Source organism: Pseudomonas sp. T8, from assembly GCF_024610635.1.
Classification (GTDB): domain Bacteria; phylum Pseudomonadota; class Gammaproteobacteria; order Pseudomonadales; family Pseudomonadaceae; genus Aquipseudomonas; species Aquipseudomonas chlororaphis_I.
In genome coordinates this window covers 5093798-5113446 of sequence record NZ_CP102374.1, presented here as the reverse complement: position 1 = coordinate 5113446, position 19649 = coordinate 5093798, and the positions used below count along the sequence as shown (strand labels likewise).

Below are 19649 nucleotides of genomic sequence, written 5' to 3'. Positions count from 1 at the left end.
CTTCACCTTATTCAAACCTGCGCGATCCACTTGCGATGGGTATGGATCGACATCAAAACCCCAAACGCTGACAGCAGCGTCACCAGCGAAGTTCCTCCGTAGCTAATGAACGGCAACGGCACCCCCACGACCGGCAACAGGCCACTGACCATACCGATGTTGACGAAAACGTAAACAAAAAACGTCATGGTCAGGGCGCCAGCAAGCAATTTGCCGAACAGCGTCTGCGCCTGGGCGGTGATTACCAGCCCACGACCGATCAGCAGCAGATAGATCAGCAGCAGGGCGCAAATGCCCACCAGGCCGAACTCTTCGCCCATGACCGCGATAATAAAGTCGGTGTGGCTCTCGGGCAAAAAGTCCAGGTGGGACTGAGTGCCCAGCAACCAGCCCTTGCCGAAGACGCCACCGGAACCGATGGCCGCCTTGGACTGAATGATGTTCCAGCCGGTGCCCAGCGGATCGCTTTCCGGATCGAGGAAGGTCAGGATCCGCTGCTTCTGGTAGTCGTGCATGATGAAGAACCACATGGCGATCGCCACCGGCACCGCGGCAGCCAGCACGCTGAGGATCCAGCGCCAGCGCAGGCCGCCCATGAACAGCACGAAGGCGCCACCGGCAAGGATCAGCAGCGAGGTGCCGAGGTCCGGCTGGCGCACGATCAGAATGAACGGGATTCCGATCAGGATCAGGCTGATGCCCACATGCTTGAGCTGCGGTGGCAAGCTGCGCTTGGCCAGGTACCAGGCGATGGTCGCCGGCATGATGATCTTCATGAACTCCGAGGGCTGGAAGCGAATCACCCCGGGGATGTTGATCCAGCGGGTGGCGCCCATGGCGTTGTGTCCCATGACATCCACCACCACCAGCAGCACCACGCCGAGCACATAGGCCAGTGGCACCCAGCGCGCCATGAACCGGGGTTCGAGCTGGGCAATGATGATCATCGACACCAGGCCGATGCCGAATGACGTCGCCTGCTTGCCCAGCAGGTCCCAGCTCTTGCCGCTCGCCGAATACAGGACGAACAGGCTGCCGGCCGCCAGGGTCAGCAACAGAATCAGCAATGGACCGTCGATGTGCATGCGCTGCAACAGCGTCGCACGGCGACGCATCACATCCTCGCTGGACAGGATGCGATCGAAATTACTCTTCACGGGCCGTAGCCTCCGCACTGATAGGGCCGGCAAACTCAGGCTTGAGCAGGCCATCCGGGCCGAGGAGCCAGGCGTCCATCACCTGGCGCACCACCGGGGCCGCCACGCCGGAGCCGGACTCGCCGTTCTCGACCATGACCGAGACCACGATTTTCGGGTTTTCCGCCGGCGCGAAGCCGACGAACAGGGCGTGGTCGCGATGGCGCTCCTGGACCTTGGAGCGGTCGTACTTCTCGCCCTGCTTGATCGCGACCACCTGGGCCGTACCACTCTTGCCGGCGATCCGGTATTGCGAGCCGATGGCCGCCTTGCGCGCCGTACCACGGGCACCGTGCATCACCTGCTGCATGCCGTGGTTGACCTTCGTCCAGTCCGACGGATCGCGCAGGACAATGTCCGGCATCGGGTTTTCATCCACCGGCTTTTCGCCCTCGATGGTCTTGGCCAGGTGCGGACGGTTCCATTTGCCCTTGTTCGCCACCAGCGCCGTGGCCTGGGCCAACTGCAACGGGGTGGACTGCATGTAACCCTGGCCGATCCCGAGAATCAGCGTCTCACCCGGGAACCAGGCCTGGCGGCGGGTGGCGCGCTTCCATTCCCGCGACGGCATCAGGCCCGGCGATTCCTCGAACATGTCCAGCGAGACCTTCTGGCCGATACCGAACTTGTTCATGTAGGCCGACAACCGATCGATCCCCAGCTTGTGGGCCAGGTCATAAAAGTAGGTGTCGTTGGACCGCATGATCGCGGTGTCGAGGTCGACGTAACCGTCACCGCTGCGGTTCCAGTTACGGTACTTGTGGTCGTAGTTGGGCAGTTGGTAGTAGCCCGGGTCATAGACCCGCGTGGAGGCCGTCACCACTCCGGAATCGAGGCCGGCGATCGCCACCGCCGGCTTGATGGTCGAACCCGGCGGGTACAGGCCGCGCAGCACCCGGTTGAACAGCGGACGGTCGATGGAGTCGCGCAGCTCGGCATAGGCCTTGAAGCTGATGCCGGTCACGAACAGGTTCGGGTCGAAGCTCGGCTGGCTGACCATGGCCAGCACTTCCCCGGTGTTCGGGTCCAGCGCTACCACCGCACCACGCCGCCCGCCCAAGGCAGCCTCGGCGGCTTCCTGCAGCTTGATGTCCAGGCTCAGGACAATGTCCTTGCCGGGAATCGGGTCGGTCCGCTTGAGCACCCGCAACACGCGGCCGCGAGCGTTGGTTTCGACCTCTTCGTAACCCACCTGGCCGTGCAGCTCGGGCTCGTAGAAACGCTCGATACCGGTCTTGCCGATGTGGTGGGTGCCGCTGTAGTTCACCGGGTCCAGGGTCTTCAGCTCTTTCTCGTTGATCCGCCCCATGTAGCCCACCGAGTGCGCGAAGTGCGCGCCCTGGGGGTAATGGCGGACCAACTGCGCCACCACTTCCACCCCGGGCAGGCGGAACTGGTTGACCGCGATCCGGGCGATCTGCTCTTCGTTGAGCTCGAATAGGATCGGCACCGGCTCGAACGGCCGGCGTCCCTGCTTCATGCGTTTCTCGAACAGCACCCGGTCTTCCGGCGTCAGCTCCAGCACTTCGACAATGACGTCGAGCACCTGGCGCCAATCGCCGGAACGCTCGCGGGTCATGCTCAGGCTGAAGCTCGGCCGGTTATCGGCCACTACTACGCCATTACGGTCGAAGATCAGGCCGCGGGTCGGTGGAATCGGCTGGACGTGGACCCGGTTGTTTTCCGACAGGGTCGAGTGATAGTCGTACTGGATCACCTGCAGGTAATACAGGCGCGCGATCAGCACCCCGATCAGGCAGACCACGGCAATAGCCCCGAACACGACCCGGCCACGCACCAGACGGGCGTCTTTTTCGTGGTCCTTGATACGGATCGGCTGGGACATTAGGGGCGCGGGCTATTTGTGATAAGGGTGCCCGGACAGGACCGTCCAGGCGCGATACAGCTGTTCACCGATCAGGATCCGTACCAGCGGGTGCGGCAAGGTCAAAGGCGACAGCGACCAGCGCTGGTCCGCCCGCGCGCAGACTTCCGGCGCCAGCCCCTCGGGGCCGCCGACCATGAAGTTCACGGTGCGCGAGTCGAGGCGCCAGCGATCCAGTTCCACCGCCAGCTGCTCGGTGCTCCAGGGCTTGCCGTGGACCTCGAGGGTGACGATCCGCTCGCTCTGGCCGACCTTGGCCAGCATGGCTTCGCCTTCCTGACGGATGAAACGGGCCACATCGGCGTTCTTGCCACGGGTATTGAGCGGTATTTCCACCAGTTCCAGCGCCAGTTCGGATGGCAGACGCTTGGCATACTCGTGCCAACCCTCTTCCACCCACTTGGGCATGCGTGAACCGACAGCGATCAGACGCAGGCGCACAGCCGTCCCTTATTGCTGGTCTTTGTTGAGCTTGGTGAAGTGCTCATGGGTGTGTTCCGGGCTGTGGTGCTTGCCATCGGCCGCACGGCTCTGCTCGGCGCCCTGCCACAGGCGTTCCAGGTCGTAGAACTGGCGTGCGGAGGCGGTCATCATGTGCACGATCACGTCGTCCAGGTCCAGCAGCACCCAGTCGCTGTCGCCCTTGCCTTCTTCACCCAGCGGCTTGACGCCCTGGGCCTTGACCATCTCGCGGACCTTTTCCAGCATCGCGCCGATCTGGCGGTTGGAAGTACCGGTGGCGATGATCATGTAGTCGGTGATGCTCTGCTTGTCGCGAACATCGATCACCAGGACGTCCTGGGCCTTGACGTCTTCCAGCGCGGCGACTGCCACCTTGACCAGATCTTCGCCTTTCATTACTTGGTTAGTCATATAAAACTCGTTCAGCTCGTATGTTTGGCGCGTTGCACGGCATCGGCCGGCAGCGCGCCTTCAGTTCGGCCCACGGTAAAGACCGTGTGCATCGATATAGGCCAGGACCGCATCAGGCACCAGGAAACGTACCGACTTACCGCTGGCCAGCAGTTGACGGATCTGGGTGGCGGACACCGCGAGCGGTGTCTGCCAGACGAATGCAATGTGTCCTCCAGGCCCTTGCAGGGCCAGGGGATCGCTCACCGAGCGCGCCGCCAGCAGGTTGCGCAACGCATCCGGCGGCTCGCTATCGGCATCCGGGCGTTGCAGCACCAGGATGTGGCAATGCTGGAGCAACTCTTCCCAGCGATGCCAGGTAGGCAGGCCGCAAAAAGCGTCCCAGCCCAGCAACAGGAACAACTGGTCATCCGCGGCCATCTCGGCCCGCATCTGTTCCAGGGTGTCTATGGTGTAGGACGGTTTGTCCCGTTTCAGCTCACGGTCGTCCACCACCAGGGGTGAAACGCCCGCCACCGCGCACTCGACCATCGCCAGACGGTCCAGGGCCGACACCTGCGGCGTATCGCGATGCGGTGGCCGCGCGCTGGGCGTCAGCCGCAGCTCATCGAGCCCCAGCGAATCGGCCACCTCCAGCGCGCTGCGCAGGTGACCGATGTGCACGGGGTCGAAGGTTCCGCCCAGCAGACCGATACGTTTGCTCATCAAGTGCGCACATGGCCGTCGCCGAAGACGACATATTTCTCGCTGGTCAGCCCTTCCAGGCCGACCGGACCACGGGCGTGCAGCTTGTCGGTGGAAATACCGATCTCCGCGCCCAGGCCATATTCGAAACCGTCGGCAAACCGGGTCGAGGCATTGACCATCACCGAGCTGGAATCCACCTCGTTGAGGAAACGCCGGGCGTCGGTGAAGTTCTCGGTGACGATGGCGTCGGTGTGCTGCGAACCGTAGGTGTTGATGTGCTCGATGGCCGCGTCCAGGCTGTCGACCACCAGGATCGACAGGATTGGCGCGGTGTATTCGGTGCGCCAGTCTTCTTCGGTGGCCTCGATCACATCGTCGCCCAGCAAGGCACGGGTACGCGGGCAACCGCGCAGCTCGACCTTCTTGTCGCGATAGATCGCCGCCAGCGGCGGCAATACGCGCTCGGCAATACCGGCGTGGACCAGCAGGGTCTCCATGGTGTTGCAGGGCGCGTAACGCTGGGTCTTGGCGTTGTCGGCGATGCGAATCGCCTTGTCCAGGTCGGCCGCCACGTCGATGAACACATGGCAGACGCCGTCCAGGTGCTTGATCACCGGCACCTTGGCATCGCGGCTGACCCGCTCGATCAGGCTCTTGCCGCCACGCGGCACGATCACGTCGACGAACTCGGGCATGGTGATCAGCGCGCCAACGGCCGCGCGATCGGTGGTTTCCACCACCTGCACCACTTGCGCCGGCAGGCCGGCCACCGCCAGCCCTTGCTGGATGCAGGTGGCAATGGCGCGGTTGGAATTGATCGCCTCGGAGCCGCCACGCAGGATGGTCGCGTTGCCGGACTTCAGGCACAGGCTGGCAGCATCGATGGTCACGTTGGGACGCGACTCGTAGATGATGCCGATCACGCCCAGGGGCACGCGCATCTTGCCGACCTGGATGCCCGAAGGCAGGTAGCGCATATCGCGGATTTCACCGATGGGGTCAGGCAGCTTGGCCACCTGACGCAGGCCTTCGATCATTTCGTCGATACGCACCGGGGTCAGCGCCAGACGATCGAGCAATGCCGGTTCCAGACCATTGGCCCGGCCGTTGGCCAGGTCCTGCTCATTGGCCGCGCTCAGCTCGGGGCGAGCAGCGTCCAATGCATCGGCAGCCGCCAGCAATGCGCGGTTTTTCTGCGCAGTGGTGGCACGGGCGATTACCCGCGAGGCTTCGCGGGCAGCGCGACCCAAACGGGTCATGTAGTCAAGAACGGACTCAGTCATGGTCTGCTGTGGTCTTGGCAAAGAGGAAAGCGGCTGATTATAGCTGTCGCGCCGGTCCACGGACAGCGGTCACGGGCGGATGGTCGAAATGGACGGCAAATACCTCTCGTTCAGCCTGAATTAAGCCTGGAATTGATATTATTCCGACCCAATTCCCGTCATCGCTCCTGGCTACCATGTCCATTCTGTCCACTCCGACGCTGCCCAAGGCCCTGCCCGACAGCTTTTTCGATCGAGACGCCCAGGTCCTGGCCCGTGAACTGCTCGGCAAAATCATCCGCCATCGGGTCGGCGACCTGTGGCTGTCGGCGCGCATTATCGAAACAGAAGCCTATTACTGCGAGGAAAAAGGCAGCCATGCCTCCCTTGGCTACACAGAAAAGCGTAAGGCTTTGTTTCTGGACGGTGGCCACATCTATATGTACTACGCCCGCGGCGGCGACTCGCTGAACTTCAGCGCCCAGGGGCCGGGCAACGCGGTGCTGATCAAGTCGGCCTACCCCTGGGTCGACGAAGTCTCGGGCCCCGCCAGCCTGGCGCAGATGCTCCTGAACAATCCCGACGCCAGCGGCCGGCCGCGCCCCTCGCAGAAGCTCTGCGCCGGCCAGACCCTGCTGTGCAAGGCACTGGGCCTGAAAGTCCCGGTGTGGGATGCCAAGCGCTTCGACCATGAAGTGCTGTTCGTCGAGGATGTCGGCACGCCCGTCGCCAGCGTCATCCAGACCACCCGCCTGGGCATCCCTCACGGCCGCGATGAGCACTTGATGTACCGCTTTGTCGACGCCGCCTACGCCCCCTACTGCACCCGGAACCCGCTACGTCGCGGGCAGGTCGAAGGTCGCGACTATTTGCTGCTCGATTGATCCCTTTCGCAGGAACCGGCGTGCCCGCGGATGGTTTTATCGCGAGCAAGTCCGCTTCTACAGTTAACCCACCGAATAATCGGAGTTGAAAACCTATGGGCCAATGGCTCGACGGAATAACCGGCTGGCTGACGATGAATCCCCAATGGCTGGCGGCAGCCGTGTTCATCGTCGCCTGCGTCGAATGCCTGGCGATTGCCGGCCTGATCGTGCCTGGCACCGTGCTGCTGTTCGCCATTGCCGTGATGGCCGGCAGCGGCGCTCTGTCCCTGGGTGAAACCCTGGCGCTGGGGTTCTTCGGCGGTTTGCTCGGGGACGTGGTGTCCTACCTGCTGGGCCGGCGTTTTCACCAGAACATCCGCCGCTTGCCGGGGCTGCGCCATCACCCGGAATGGATCAACGGCGCCGAAGCCTATTTCCAGCGTTACGGTATCGCCAGCCTGTTGGTCGGACGCTTTATCGGTCCCTTGCGCCCCATGCTGCCGATGGTCGCCGGCATGTTCGACATGTCGTTCCCGCGTTTTTTCGCCGTCAGCCTGCTGGCCGCGGCCGGCTGGACAGTCGCCTACCTGCTGCCGGGCTGGGCCACGGGCGCGGCGATCCGCCTGCCCTTGCCTGAAGGTTTCTGGCCGCAAGCGGGAATAGTCGCCGCCAGCATCGCCGTGCTGCTGGGCCTGAGCATCAACAGCACCGTGCGCCGCCATCGCAAGGCCAGCCCGTTGGTGGCCGGCCTCAGCCTGGCGATCCTGGCAGGCCTGTTCATCGGTTACCCCTACCTGAACCATTTCGACCAGGGCCTGATGGCGCTGGTCCAGGAGCACCGCAGCCCGGCAATGGACGAGGTGATGGTGGTGCTCACCCAGTTCGGCGAATTCCGCACCATGCTGCTCGCCAGCGCCCTGGTCACCCTGCTGTTGCTGGTTGCCCGGCAATGGCGGCAGGCGATTTTTGCGGGCGCCACGCTGCTGTGCACTGCGCTGGCCAACACCGGCACCAAGCTGTTCTTCGCCCGCATGCGCCCGGAAGTCCTGACCGACCCACTGACCAGCTACAGCATGCCCAGCGGCCACAGTTCCGGTTCGTTCGCCCTGTTCCTGACCCTGGCGGTGCTCGCCGGTCGCGGCCAACCGCCACGCATGCGCCTGACCTGGCTGCTGCTGGGCTGTCTGCCGGCGGCCGCGATTGCCGTGTCGCGGATTTACCTGGGCGCGCATTGGCCCTCCGACATCCTCGCCGGCGCCATGCTTGCCGCCTGCGTGTGCGCTGCCAGCCTGTGGGTCGCCCAGCGCCAGACCCCGCTGGAACCCATGCCGGCCAAGATCTGGTGGCTGGTATTGCCGGCGCTGATCGCGTTGTTCGGTTTCGAGGCAGTCAGGCATCTACCGCACGCCATGCTGCGTTATGCGTATTGAGGTGTTGTAGCCGCGAGGATCAGGCGAACAGCTCGCCCTGCAATTCGTCCAGCAAGGCCTGGATCGCATCCAGGCGTTGTTGCGGATCGTCCAGTTGCAGCAGGTCGATCTTGTCCAGTTCTGAGAACGGCAACAGATAAGCCAGTTGGTTGGCCAGCGACTGCTGGCCGGTGGCTTCGGTGCCCATGTTCAGGGCTTCGACCATCGGGTGCTCGGCCAGCGCCTTGAGCAAGGCGATCAGGTCCCCGTCTTCCTCCTGCAGCGGCCGCTCCGGCGCCTCGCCCAGCCACTCGACTTCAGCCACCCGCAACTGATCGCGCTGCACTTCGCTGCTCAGCACCCGAAAACGCCGCCCGCCCTTGACCCGGATCCCCAGCAGGCCGTTGTCCTGCTGATGGAAGTCGGTGATCAGCGCTTCGCAGCCCACCCGCGCGAAACCTTCCGGGGCGATGCCCACCTCTTCGCCCTCAAGGATGCACACCACGCCGAAGCCACTGCCCTGTTTCATGCAGCGACCGATCATGTCCAGGTAGCGCGCCTCGAAAATCTGCAAATCGAGAATGCAGTCGGGGAACAGCACCGTGTTCAGCGGGAAAAGCGCCAGGCTCATACAGGTTTCCTTAAACCACCAACGACACCGCCAACGGCAGGAAGACCGCCGTGGCCACACCCATCAGACTCATCGCCAGCGCCGCGAAAGCACCGCACTCATCACTTTCCTGCAAGGCCACCGAAGTGCCCACCGCGTGAGCCGTCATGCCCAGCGCCATGCCTCGGGCTTCCGGGCTGTGCACCTGCAGGCGGTTGAGAATGGCCGGACCGAAAATCGCCCCGATCACCCCGGTGATCAACACGAACACCGCGGCCAGCGCTGCGACCCCGCCAATCTGTTCGGCCACCAGCATGGCGATCGGCGAGGTCACCGATTTCGGCGCCATGGTCATCAGGATCATGTTCTCGGCACCGAACCACCACCCCAGCAGTACGCCCAGGCCGGTGGCGACCACCCCTCCAATCACCAGCGTAGTAAATATCGGCCAGAACAACTGCCGAATCCGCCGCAGGTTGAGGTACAGCGGTACGGCCAGCGCCACTGTGGCCGGGCCCAGGAGAATACTGAGGATCTCCGTGCTCTTGCGGTACTCGGCATAGCTCAAGCCACAGCCCAGCAGCACACCGATCACCAGCAACATGGAGACCAGCACCGGTTGCAGAAAGATCCAGCGGGTTTTCTCGAAGGCCGCGAGCACCAGTTGATAGGCGCCCAGGGTAATGCCGATGCCGAACAAGGGATGGTGGATCACCGACGCCCAGGCGCCCTGCCAGTCGAACATCATTGGCCGCCCTCCCGATGTCCGTGGCGCTTGACCAGTCGCTGCATCAACACGCCGACGAAAGCCATGGAGATCACCAGCGACAACACCAGGGCGCCGACTATCGCCCAGAAATCCGCAGCGATATCCGCCGCGTACACCATCACCCCCACCGCGGGCGGCACCAGCAACAGCGGCAGGTAACGCAGGAGGCTGGAGGCGGCCAGGTTCAGCGGCTCGCCCACCTCGCCGCGCGCCACCAGGAAGATCAGCAGCAACAGCAGACCGACAATCGGCCCCGGCAGGATCGGCAGGAACAGATGATTGATCGCCGTGCCGAGCAATTGAAACAGCACCAGCCATGTCAGACCGCGTAACAACATCTCTCATCCCCCCCGAAAAAACGCCGGGCATTATAAGCACGCGAACGCTATGCACCGGCATTCGCCAAAAGCATGGAAGGTTGACCGGAGCAAACCCCCATGATGATCTACAGTGGGTTGTCAGGGGGTACGCCCCCGCCCCTTTAGAACGATAAAACCGATGAACCCAAGGAGAGTCTCAATGCCGTATGTTCCTGTTGCAGAGCTCAAAGATTATGTCGGAAAGGAACTAGGACGTTCCGAATGGCTCACCATCGATCAGCAGCGTATCAACCTGTTCGCTGAAGCCACGGGTGACTTCCAGTTCATCCACGTAGACCCGGTAAAAGCCGCCCAGACACCGTTCGGCGGCACCATTGCCCACGGTTTCCTGTCGCTGTCGCTGATCCCGAAACTGATGGAAGACATCCTGATCCTGCCCGAGGGTCTGAAGATGGTGGTCAACTACGGCCTGGACAGCGTGCGCTTCATCCAGCCGGTCAAGGTCGATTCCAGGGTCCGCCTCAAGGTCGACCTGGTGGACGTCACCGAGAAGAAACCCGGCCAATGGCTGCTCAAGGCCACCGCCACACTGGAAATCGAAGGCCAGGAAAAACCAGCCTACATCGCCGAGCCATTGTCCCTCTGCTTTGTCTGAAACCTTCCTGATGCGAAACAGCTCATGCTGTTTCGCGCAGCCTCTCTATATATAAGCCTCGTTGCTGCGGCATACTCGGTCCCCTAATTATCCGGATCCCGCTATGCGCCCACTTGTACCTCTGGCTCTGACCCTGTTGCTCACCGCATGTGGAGACGGCGAATCGCTGCTGCCTCCCGATGCCCGTCTGCCGGACGGTGGTCGCTACCGCGGCGATGTGGTCAACGGGTTGTTGCAGGGACAAGGCCGCATCGACTACCCCAACGGCAGTTGGTATGCCGGCCAGTTCGACAGCGGCCAGTGGCATGGCCAGGGCGAATGGCACGGCAGCGACGGCGAGGTCTACCGCGGACAATTCCAGCAGGGCCTGTTCCACGGCCAGGGCAGCCTGACCACCAAGGACAGCAGCTACACCGGTGGTTTCAAACTGGGCCGGCGCGACGGTGAAGGCACCCTCAAGGAACGCGGCATGACCTACCGCGGCGAATTCAAGTCCGACCTGTATTCCGGGCTCGGCCGCCTCGAGCTGGAAGACGGCAGCCAGTACCAGGGCCAGTTCTCCCGCGGCAAGCCCAACGGCCAGGGCCAGCGCAGCGATGCCAGCGGCAACCAGTTCAGCGGCCAGTTCGTCGACGGCCAGCTGGAAGGCAACGGCACTTTCAGCAGCGCCGAGGGCGATCTCTACGTTGGCGGCTTCAAACAGAACCAGCTCAGCGGTAAGGGTCGCTACGAAAACGCCGACGGCGATGTCTGGATCGGCCAGTTCAAGGAAGGCGCCCTCAGTGGCAAGGGTGAACTGATCGGCGTCGACGGCAGCCATTACATTGGCCGTTTCAGCGACTGGCGCTTCAGCGGCCAGGGCCGCCTGAACCTCAGCGACGGCAGCTTCTATATCGGTGGCTTCGAAGGCGACAACTACCAGGGCCACGGCGTGCTGGTACTGCGCGATGGCACCGTGCAAAGCGGCGACTGGATCAACGGCCTGCGGGTTCGCGATGCCGACGGCCGACTGTTGCCCGACCCGTTGGAGACCGGCCTCTTGGCCCAGGGCCGCCTGCTCGACGACGCCCTCGGCGCGGTGCCGGCGTCGACGCCCGCCATCGAGCTCTACAGCCTGACGCTGGCCGGCGATGGCAAGCAAAGCGTATTTCTGCGCGAGGCCGACTATGTCAGCAACATGCTCGCCACCCGCTTCGGCGCCTATGGGCAGATCCGCCTGGTCAACCACCGCGACCGCCTCGACAGCCGGCCCATGGCTACCCGGGAAAACCTGCGGCGCGCGGTACAGGTCCTGGCCGAACGCAGCGGCCCGGAAGACCTGCTGTTCATCTATCTGACCAGCCACGGTACCAGCGAACACGAACTGGTGCTCGACCAGCCACGCCTGGAGCTGGCCGACCTGCCGGCCGACGAGTTGGCCGCGGTGCTGGCGCCCCTGAAAAACCGCGACAAGATCATCGTGATCTCGGCCTGTTATTCCGGCGGATTCATTCCCGCGCTCAAGGATGAGCGGACCCTGATCATGACCGCTTCACAGGCCGACCGCGTATCGTTCGGCTGCTCAGAAGAGGCCGACTTCACCTACTTCGGCGATGCCCTGTTCGCCCAGGCGCTGAACCAGACCGACGACCTGGAACAGGCCTTCAAACTGGCCCGGGCGACCGTGGCCGAACGCGAACTGGCGGATAACTTCGAAGCCTCCGAACCGCAGATCTGGGCGCCCAAGGGGGTCTTGGCGCACTGGCAGCATCTGCGCAAGCAGCAAGCACGAAAGGCGCTGCAAAGCGCCGCCAACGACAGCAAGGAAGCAAAGAGCAACTAAGCTGAAACAGTATCAAGGGGGAAACACTATGTACTTGACGCCTCAGCATATCTTGCTCGCCGGCGCGACCGGCCTGACTGGCGAGCACTTGCTCGACCGCCTGCTCAACGAACCCACGGTAACCCGCGTACTGGCGCCCAGCCGGCGTCCCTTGAGCGAACACCCACGCCTGCAAAACCCGGTCGGCGACCCGGCGGTACTCCTGCCGCAACTCAGCGGCCGGGTGGACCTGGCGTTCTGCTGCCTGGGCACCACCCTCAAGAAAGCCGGCTCCGAACAGGCGTTCCGTGCCGTCGACCTGGACCTGGTGGTGGCCTTCGGCAAGCGCGCACGGGAGATGGGCGCGCGGCACCTGGTCGTGATCAGCGCCCTGGGCGCGGACGCGAAATCCTCGATTTTCTACAACCGGGTCAAAGGCGAAATGGAACAGGCGCTGAAGGCCCAGGACTGGCCGCAACTGACCATTTGCCGGCCATCGCTGCTGCTCGGCGAACGTATCGAACCGCGTCTCGCCGAACAGTTGGCCGGGCCGCTGTCCAAGCTGATTCCCGGCAAATACCATGGCATCGAAGCCTGTCATCTGGCCCGGGCCATGTGGCGCCTGGCGCTGGAAGAACAGGATGGCGTGCGGATCGTTGAGTCCGACGAATTGCGCAAGCTGGGTAAATAACGAGCATCAGACAGCATCGCGGGCAAGCTCCGCTCCTACACAAGCATATGCTTTTCTGCAGGAGCGAGCGGGCGGCGATCCGACTTGCCCGCGAAGGAACTACAACCCGCCTGTAGCCTGAAACCCAACCCCCAATACCGTCAGTACCGACAGCGGCAACAGCAGCGTGTCGAGCAAGGCGCTGGCCGGCAGGTCGACACCCGGATAGCTCGGCGCTTCAGCCCCGAAACGATCCATCGGGCAACAGCCGCCCTGCATCACATACAGATCCAGGCGCGTCCCGGAATACACCACCGGCGCCCCCGGCTTGGCCGCGTTCAGCGTACGCGCCGTGGCGCAACCGCCCAGCTGCAGGGCGACCAGCAGGATCAGCAGCGACTTACTCATCGCTGCTCAGATGATGCTCGCCCCACCGCGGCAACATGTCCTGCGGGATGTTCAGCAGGTTGAGAATCCGCGCCACGACAAAATCCACCAGGTCGTCAATGGTCTGCGGCTGGTGATAGAAACCCGGAGAGGCCGGCAGAATGGTCACGCCCATGTTCGACAGCTTGAGCATGTTCTCCAGATGGATACTCGAGTAAGGCGCCTCGCGCGGCACCAGGATCAACTGGCGGCGCTCCTTCAGGGTGACGTCCGCCGCGCGCTCGATCAGGTTGTTGCAGGCGCCTGTGGCGATGGCCGACAAGGTGCCGGTGGAGCAAGGCACCACCACCATCGCCGCCGGCGAGCCGGAGCCCGAGGCCACCGGCGACATCCAGTCTTCCTTGCCATACACGCGGATCTGCCCGGCAGCGGCACCGGTGTACTCGGTGAGGAAGGCCTGCATGGTCTGCGGCTTGGACGGCAGGGTCACGTCGGTCTCGGTCGCCATCACCAACTGCGCGGCCTTGGAGATCAGGAAGTGCACTTCACGGTCTTCGCGCACCAGGCAATCCAGCAGGCGCAGGCCATACTGGGCGCCCGAGGCGCCGGTCATCGCCAGGGTGATGCGTTCCGGGCCGTTGTTCATCGCAGTGCCTCGGCCAGTTTGCCGTGCAGGCCACCGAAGCCGCCATTGCTCATGATCACCACGTGAGTGCCCGGCTTGGCCTGGCTCTTCACCCGCTCGATGATGCCTTCCAGGGAATCGCTGACAATCGATGGCACGGTGCACAGCGCGGCGGTGGCACCCAGGTCCCAGCCAAGGTTGGCCGGCGAATACCAGACCACTTGATCGGCCTGGTTGACGCTTTCCGGCAGCCCGTCACGGTGAGCGCCGAGCTTCATGGAGTTGGAGCGCGGCTCGATGATCGCAATCAACGGCGCATCGCCGATGCGCTTGCGCAGGCCGTCCAGAGTAGTGGCGATGGCGGTCGGGTGGTGAGCGAAGTCGTCATAGATGGTGATGCCATGGACTTCAGCGACCTTCTCCATCCGCCGCTTGACGCTCTTGAATGCGCTCAGCGCAGCGATGCCCATGGCCGGCACCACACCGACATGGCGTGCCGCGGCCAGGGTGGCCAGGGCGTTGGCAACGTTGTGCTGGCCGGTCAGGTCCCACTCGACCACGCCTTGGGCCTCGCCCTCGAACATCACTTCGAACTTCGAGCCGTCTTCGCTGAGCAGCTTGACCTGCCATTGGCCGCCCGCGCCGGTGGTTTGTACCGGAGTCCAGCAGCCCATGTCGATCACCCGCAACAAGGCCGGCTCGGTGGTCGGGTGGATGACCAGGCCTTCGCTCGGGATGGTCCGCACCAGATGGTGGAACTGCCGCTCGATAGCCGGCAGGTCGGGGAAGATATCCGCATGATCGAACTCGAGATTGTTCAGGATCGCCGTGCGCGGACGGTAGTGCACGAACTTCGAGCGTTTGTCGAAGAAGGCGCTGTCGTATTCATCGGCTTCGATCACGAAGAACGGCGTGCCGCCCAGGCGGGCCGACACCGAGAAGTTCTGCGGCACGCCGCCGATCAGGAAGCCCGGGCTCATGCCCGCATGCTCCAGCACCCAGGCCAGCATGCTGCTGGTGGTGGTCTTGCCGTGGGTGCCGGCGACCGCCAGGACCCAGCGGCCTTGCAGCACATGGTCGGCCAGCCATTGCGGGCCGGAAACATAGGGCAGGCCCTTGTTCAGCACATACTCCACCGCCGGGTTGCCGCGGGACATGGCGTTGCCGATCACCACCAGGTCCGGCGCCGGGTCAAGCTGGGCCGGGTCGTAGCCCTGGGTCAACTCGATGCCCTGGGCTTCGAGCTGGGTGCTCATCGGCGGGTAGACGTTGGCATCGGAGCCGGTGACATGATGGCCCAGCTCTTTGGCCAGAACCGCCATCGAGCCCATGAAGGTGCCGCAAATACCGAGAATATGAATGTGCATAGTCGACCTCGTAAAACATCGAGGCAGGTTAGCGTAGAGGGCTGCAAATCGCACTCTTTAGCTGATGGGGGAACACGCGGTTGTCACTGCCGGAGGCTATGACGAGTTCTGTGGGGCTTTTGCCGGGGAATCGCCCGAACGCGGCTGGAGGCTTGGACCGCGGTTACCGGTGTATCGGCGGCTGCGCCGCCTGTCGCGAGCAATCGAGCGTCGACCGGCTGCTCCTACAGAGGAATGCGCATCTTCTGTAGGAGCGAGGCTTGCCCGCGATGAACGATAACGCGGTACCGCGCCTAGCGAGCGATCCCATGCTTGCGTAGCTTTCTATAGAGGGTGTTGCGGCTCACCCCCAACTGCTCGGCGGTGTGGGTCATATGCCAGCGCTGTTGTTCCAGGGCGTTGAGCAAGGCCAGGCGTTCGGCATCGTCCAGCGGGTATTCGCCCGCCTCCTCGACAGCTGCCGGCACCGGCGCCGGGCGGCCCTGGCGAATCATCGCCGGTATATCCTCCAGGCCGATTCGCCCGTGGTCGCAGAGCGCCGCCAGGGTGCGCAACACGTTGCGCAGTTGCCGCACATTGCCTGGCCAATGGAAGTCCAGCAGGGCCTGGCGCGCCGGGCCGTCGAGCGACACCTGCTGATCGCCGGCTTCCTCCGCCAGGAGAAAGTCCAGCAACTGGGATTTGTCGCTGCGCTCGCGCAGCGCCGGCAAACTGATTTCCAGGCCATTGAGCCGGTAATACAGATCCTCGCGGAAGCTGCCATCCCGTACCCGCTCCAGCAGGTCCCGGTGAGTGGCGCTGATGATGCGCACGTTGACCGCCTGCGGCTCGCCGCCGATAGGCACCACCATGCGATCTTCCAGCACCCGCAGCAGACGGGTCTGCAAGGCCAGCGGCATATCGCCGATTTCATCGAGGAACAGCGTGCCGCCATCGGCCTGCTGCAACTTGCCGCGCATGCCTTCCTTGCGCGCCCCGGTGAAGCTGCCGCCGCGATAACCGAACAGCTCGCTTTCGATCAGGCTTTCGGGAATCGCCGCGCAGTTCAAGGCAACGAAGGCTTTCTCCGCCCGCTGGCTGGCCTGGTGCACCGCCTTGGCGAACGCCTCCTTGCCGGAGCCGGTCTCGCCGTTGATCAGCAGCGGCACATCGCGCTCGAACACCCGTAAGGATTTGCGGAAGTCTTCTTGCAGGGCCGCATCGCCCAGGCAGATCCCGGACAGGCGCGGCCGCTCTTCCACCAGCGCCCTCGGCGGCAACGGTTTCGGCACGCTGCGCGGCTGGCCGCGCAACACCGCGAACAGATGCCGGCCATCGCGGGTACGCAGCGGCCAGCTGGCGCTGGCATTGATACTGGCGCGGCCCAGCAACTCGTCCAGCGAGCAGTCGAAAAAGGCTTCCACCGGTTTGCCCAGCAAGCCACCGCGAATATGCCCCAGCAGGTTCAAGGCGCTCTGGTTCACCGCGCTGATCCGCCCTTCCCCGTCGAACGCCAGCAAGCCTTCGCTGAACAAGCCGACGGACTCGGCCTGCAGGTGAAAACGCAGCAACCATTGATTGTCGAAATAGCGCAGGAAATAGCAGCTCTCGATCATCTTCGCCGAGAGATTGACCAGGGCCATGGTGTGGAACTGGCTCTGCCGCGACACATCCGGGCGCGCCGAGGAAACGTCGAGCACCGCCAGCAGTTCACCGTGGGGGTCGAACACCGGGCTGGCCGAGCAGGTCAGCCCGGTGTGACGGCCACGGAAATGCTCGTCCTGATGGATGGTCAGGGACTGGCGCTCCACCAGGCAGGTGCCGATGCCGTTGGTGCCCTCGCAGGCCTCGCTCCAGTCGGCGCCGAGCCAGAGCCCGGCGCGTTCGAAAATCTTGCGCTCGGTGGGCGCGGTGACGCAGTTGAGGATCACCCCGCGGGCGTCGGTCAGCAGCACCGCATGGCCAGCGCCAGACAGCTGCTGGTGCAGGCTGGTCATCTCATTGCCAGCGATCTGCAGCACCTGCTGCAGGCGTTCGCGGCTTTCCAGCAGGCGGCCATGTTCGAGCACGGTAGGCGCCATGCTCAGGGCCGGGTCGAGGTGATAGTCCTCCAGGCAACGCAGCCAGGAACGGGCGATGGAAGGATCGCTGCCAGGCCCCTGCAGATGGGCCTTGCCTTGGGTCACGGTCAGCACTTGCTGGGCGTGCCGGGTGAGGTGATTGCTGTGCATTTCTTATTGTTCTCCCCGAGAGGTAAGACCCGGATCGCTCGTCAAGTGAACCCTGTAGCCGCTGCCGAAGGCTGCGATAAGGTCCGCAGGGCCTTTAGCGGTTGCCAGAACGACGCCCGCTTTGCGCAGCCTTCGGCAGCGGCTACATCGACCCCTTCAGATCAAGGCGAAGCCCAGCATCCTCCAGCCATGGATGCATTGCAATGCCGCTTCGACCAATGAGTCACGGGCTGTGCCATAAAGGGTACAAAGTGTCACCCGCCCTGTGCCACAACTGCCACAGACACTCGGCGCAGGGCCGCTGAAACATTCGCAAACCCTTGATTTACCTGGCCTGCAACGCAGTGGCCCGGGCTTTGCTCTACGCTTTTACAAGCGCAACAGCGCGTCCTCCCAATAAGCACAAAAGCCAGGAGATACCCACCATGCGTTATGCACACCCCGGTACTGAAGGCGCTATCGTTTCGTTCAAGAGCAAATACGGTAACTACATCGGCGGCGAATTCGTCGCGCCTGTCAAAGGTCAGTACTTCACCAATACCTCGCCAGTAAACGGCCAACCGATCGCCGAATTCCCGCGCTCCACCGCCGAAGACATCGAGAAAGCCCTGGACGCCGCCCATGCCGCCGCCGATGCCTGGGGTGCCACCTCGGCACAGGCCCGCTCGCTGATCCTGCTGAAAATCGCCGACCGCATCGAGCAGAACCTCGAACTGCTGGCCATCACCGAAACCTGGGACAACGGCAAGGCCGTGCGCGAAACCCTCAACGCCGACATCCCCCTGGCCGCCGACCACTTCCGTTACTTCGCTGGCTGCCTGCGGGCCCAGGAAGGCAGCGCCGCGGAAATCGACGGCAACACCGTGGCCTATCACATTCACGAACCGCTGGGCGTGGTCGGGCAGATCATCCCGTGGAACTTCCCGCTGCTGATGGCCGCCTGGAAACTCGCGCCCGCCCTGGCCGCCGGTAACTGCGTGGTACTCAAGCCGGCCGAGCAGACCCCGCTGGGCATCTGCGTGCTGATGGAACTGATCGGCGACCTGCTGCCGCCGGGCGTGCTCAACGTAGTGCAAGGCTTCGGCAAGGAAGCGGGCGAAGCCCTGGCGACCAGCAAGCGCATCGCCAAGATCGCCTTCACCGGTTCGACCCCGGTGGGCTCGCACATCATGAAATGCGCCGCCGAGAACATCATCCCGTCCACCGTGGAACTGGGCGGCAAGTCGCCGAACATCTTCTTCGCCGACATCATGCAGGCCGAACCGAGCTTCATCGAAAAGGCCGCCGAAGGCCTGGTGCTGGCGTTCTTCAACCAGGGCGAAGTCTGCACCTGCCCGTCCCGCGCCCTGGTGGAAGAGTCGATCTACGACGAGTTCATGCAAGTGGTGATGAAAAAGGTCGAGCAGATCAAGCGCGGCGACCCGCTGGACACTGACACCATGGTCGGCGCCCAGGCATCCGAGCAGCAGTTCGACAAGATCCTCTCGTACCTGGAAATCGCCAAGGGCGAAGGCGCGCAGCTGCTGACCGGCGGCAAGGTGGAAAAACTCGAGGGCAACCTGGCCAGCGGTTATTACATCCAGCCGACCCTGCTCAAGGGCAACAACAAGATGCGCGTGTTCCAGGAAGAAATCTTCGGCCCGGTGGTGAGCATCACCACCTTCAAGGACGAAGCCGAAGCCCTGGCCATCGCCAACGACACCGAGTTCGGCCTCGGCGCCGGCCTCTGGACCCGCGACATCAACCGCGCCTACCGCATGGGCCGGGCGATCAAGGCCGGTCGTGTGTGGACCAACTGCTACCACCTGTACCCCGCCCACGCGGCGTTCGGCGGTTACAAGAAGTCCGGCGTCGGCCGTGAAACCCACAAGATGATGCTCGACCACTACCAGCAGACCAAAAACCTGCTGGTGAGCTACGACATCAATCCGCTGGGCTTCTTCTAAAGCCAATCAAGCCAGGGACAAGGGTGGAGCCGCCAGTGCGGCTTCACCCTTGGGGGCCGGTCGCGAACACGCTTGCGATGACGGCCTCAAGGCAAAACACACCATCGCCTT

General features: G+C 63.6%; 19 protein-coding genes. 6 read left to right on the top strand and 13 right to left on the bottom strand.

The window, feature by feature from the left end:
• Positions 1-11: 11 nt before the first annotated feature.
• From rodA to NRG23_RS23100, 6 genes are read right to left on the bottom strand one after another with little or no spacing between them, the layout of a single operon-like run.
• Entirely contained in the window at positions 12-1115 is a 1104-nt protein-coding gene (rodA, locus tag NRG23_RS23125; protein WP_050899124.1) for a rod shape-determining protein RodA, read from the bottom strand.
• A gap of 31 nt (positions 1116-1146) precedes the next feature.
• Positions 1147-3042 carry a penicillin-binding protein 2 gene (mrdA, locus tag NRG23_RS23120; protein ID WP_023969282.1) on the bottom strand — a complete coding sequence of 632 codons (1896 nt, stop codon included), beginning with the start codon at positions 3040-3042 and terminating at the stop codon, positions 1147-1149.
• Between the two features lie 12 nt (positions 3043-3054).
• Positions 3055-3522, bottom strand: coding sequence for a 23S rRNA (pseudouridine(1915)-N(3))-methyltransferase RlmH (rlmH, locus tag NRG23_RS23115; protein ID WP_023969283.1), 468 nt, complete (start codon positions 3520-3522; stop codon positions 3055-3057).
• A gap of 9 nt (positions 3523-3531) precedes the next feature.
• Positions 3532-3954 carry a ribosome silencing factor gene (rsfS, locus tag NRG23_RS23110; RefSeq protein ID WP_009051039.1) on the bottom strand — a complete coding sequence of 141 codons (423 nt, stop codon included), beginning with the start codon at positions 3952-3954 and terminating at the stop codon, positions 3532-3534.
• Positions 3955-4014: 60 nt separating this feature from the next.
• Positions 4015-4659: a nicotinate-nucleotide adenylyltransferase gene (nadD, locus tag NRG23_RS23105; RefSeq protein ID WP_009051040.1), complete on the bottom strand. Its 645-nt coding sequence runs from the start codon at positions 4657-4659 to the stop codon at positions 4015-4017.
• Positions 4659-5924: a glutamate-5-semialdehyde dehydrogenase gene (locus NRG23_RS23100; RefSeq protein WP_009051041.1), complete on the bottom strand. Its 1266-nt coding sequence runs from the start codon at positions 5922-5924 to the stop codon at positions 4659-4661. The genes nadD and NRG23_RS23100 overlap by 1 nt, the downstream gene beginning before the upstream one ends.
• 176 nt (positions 5925-6100) lie before the next feature.
• On the opposite strand from NRG23_RS23100, the gene NRG23_RS23095 reads away from it, so the two are divergent.
• Together NRG23_RS23095 and NRG23_RS23090 are read left to right on the top strand one after the other, a co-directional pair.
• The gene (locus NRG23_RS23095; protein WP_028683488.1) at positions 6101-6787 is read left to right on the top strand and encodes a DNA-3-methyladenine glycosylase; all 687 of its coding nucleotides are present in this window, start codon (positions 6101-6103) and stop codon (positions 6785-6787) included.
• A gap of 95 nt (positions 6788-6882) precedes the next feature.
• A complete protein-coding gene (locus NRG23_RS23090; RefSeq protein ID WP_028683487.1) occupies positions 6883-8199 on the top strand; it encodes a bifunctional DedA family/phosphatase PAP2 family protein in 1317 nt (438 codons plus the stop codon).
• Positions 8200-8218: 19 nt separating this feature from the next.
• Here the strand turns inward: NRG23_RS23090 and NRG23_RS23085 are convergent, their stop codons facing one another.
• The 3 genes from NRG23_RS23085 to NRG23_RS23075 are packed head-to-tail and all read right to left on the bottom strand — an operon-like array spanning position 8219 to position 9895.
• Positions 8219-8809 (bottom strand): LON peptidase substrate-binding domain-containing protein, encoded by a 591-nt coding sequence (locus tag NRG23_RS23085; RefSeq protein WP_009051044.1) that lies wholly within the window; start codon positions 8807-8809, stop codon positions 8219-8221.
• Between the two features lie 10 nt (positions 8810-8819).
• The gene (locus NRG23_RS23080; RefSeq protein ID WP_009051045.1) at positions 8820-9536 is read right to left on the bottom strand and encodes an LrgB family protein; all 717 of its coding nucleotides are present in this window, start codon (positions 9534-9536) and stop codon (positions 8820-8822) included.
• Positions 9533-9895: a CidA/LrgA family protein gene (locus NRG23_RS23075; protein ID WP_009045794.1), complete on the bottom strand. Its 363-nt coding sequence runs from the start codon at positions 9893-9895 to the stop codon at positions 9533-9535. The genes NRG23_RS23080 and NRG23_RS23075 overlap by 4 nt, the downstream gene beginning before the upstream one ends.
• A gap of 181 nt (positions 9896-10076) precedes the next feature.
• On the opposite strand from NRG23_RS23075, the gene NRG23_RS23070 reads away from it, so the two are divergent.
• The 3 genes from NRG23_RS23070 to NRG23_RS23060 all read left to right on the top strand — a co-directional run bounded on the left by NRG23_RS23070 (position 10077) and on the right by NRG23_RS23060 (position 13024).
• Positions 10077-10532, top strand: a complete 456-nt coding sequence (locus tag NRG23_RS23070) for a MaoC family dehydratase (protein ID WP_009051047.1) — start codon at positions 10077-10079, stop codon at positions 10530-10532.
• A 103-nt stretch (positions 10533-10635) separates the two neighbouring features.
• A complete protein-coding gene (locus NRG23_RS23065; RefSeq protein WP_038635515.1) occupies positions 10636-12354 on the top strand; it encodes a C13 family peptidase in 1719 nt (572 codons plus the stop codon).
• Between the two features lie 28 nt (positions 12355-12382).
• The gene (locus NRG23_RS23060; protein ID WP_009051049.1) at positions 12383-13024 is read left to right on the top strand and encodes an oxidoreductase; all 642 of its coding nucleotides are present in this window, start codon (positions 12383-12385) and stop codon (positions 13022-13024) included.
• A gap of 99 nt (positions 13025-13123) precedes the next feature.
• Here NRG23_RS23060 and NRG23_RS23055 read toward each other — a convergent pair whose 3' ends face one another.
• From NRG23_RS23055 to NRG23_RS23040, 4 genes are all read right to left on the bottom strand, one after another.
• A complete protein-coding gene (locus NRG23_RS23055) occupies positions 13124-13411 on the bottom strand; it encodes a YceK/YidQ family lipoprotein (protein ID WP_009051050.1) in 288 nt (95 codons plus the stop codon).
• A complete protein-coding gene (gene ubiX / locus NRG23_RS23050) occupies positions 13404-14036 on the bottom strand; it encodes a flavin prenyltransferase UbiX (RefSeq protein WP_007927126.1) in 633 nt (210 codons plus the stop codon). Before ubiX ends, NRG23_RS23055 begins: the two co-directional genes overlap by 8 nt.
• Complete coding sequence (gene mpl / locus NRG23_RS23045) at positions 14033-15382, bottom strand: UDP-N-acetylmuramate:L-alanyl-gamma-D-glutamyl-meso-diaminopimelate ligase (RefSeq protein ID WP_016702691.1); 1350 nt, start codon at positions 15380-15382, stop codon at positions 14033-14035. Before mpl ends, ubiX begins: the two co-directional genes overlap by 4 nt.
• Before the next feature lie 293 nt (positions 15383-15675).
• On the bottom strand, positions 15676-17592 hold the full coding sequence (locus tag NRG23_RS23040) for a sigma-54-dependent Fis family transcriptional regulator (protein WP_124312225.1): 1917 nt from the start codon (positions 17590-17592) through the stop codon (positions 15676-15678).
• Between the two features lie 425 nt (positions 17593-18017).
• On the opposite strand from NRG23_RS23040, the gene NRG23_RS23035 reads away from it, so the two are divergent.
• Entirely contained in the window at positions 18018-19538 is a 1521-nt protein-coding gene (locus tag NRG23_RS23035) for an aldehyde dehydrogenase family protein (protein ID WP_007924088.1), read from the top strand.
• Positions 19539-19649: the final 111 nt, after the last annotated feature.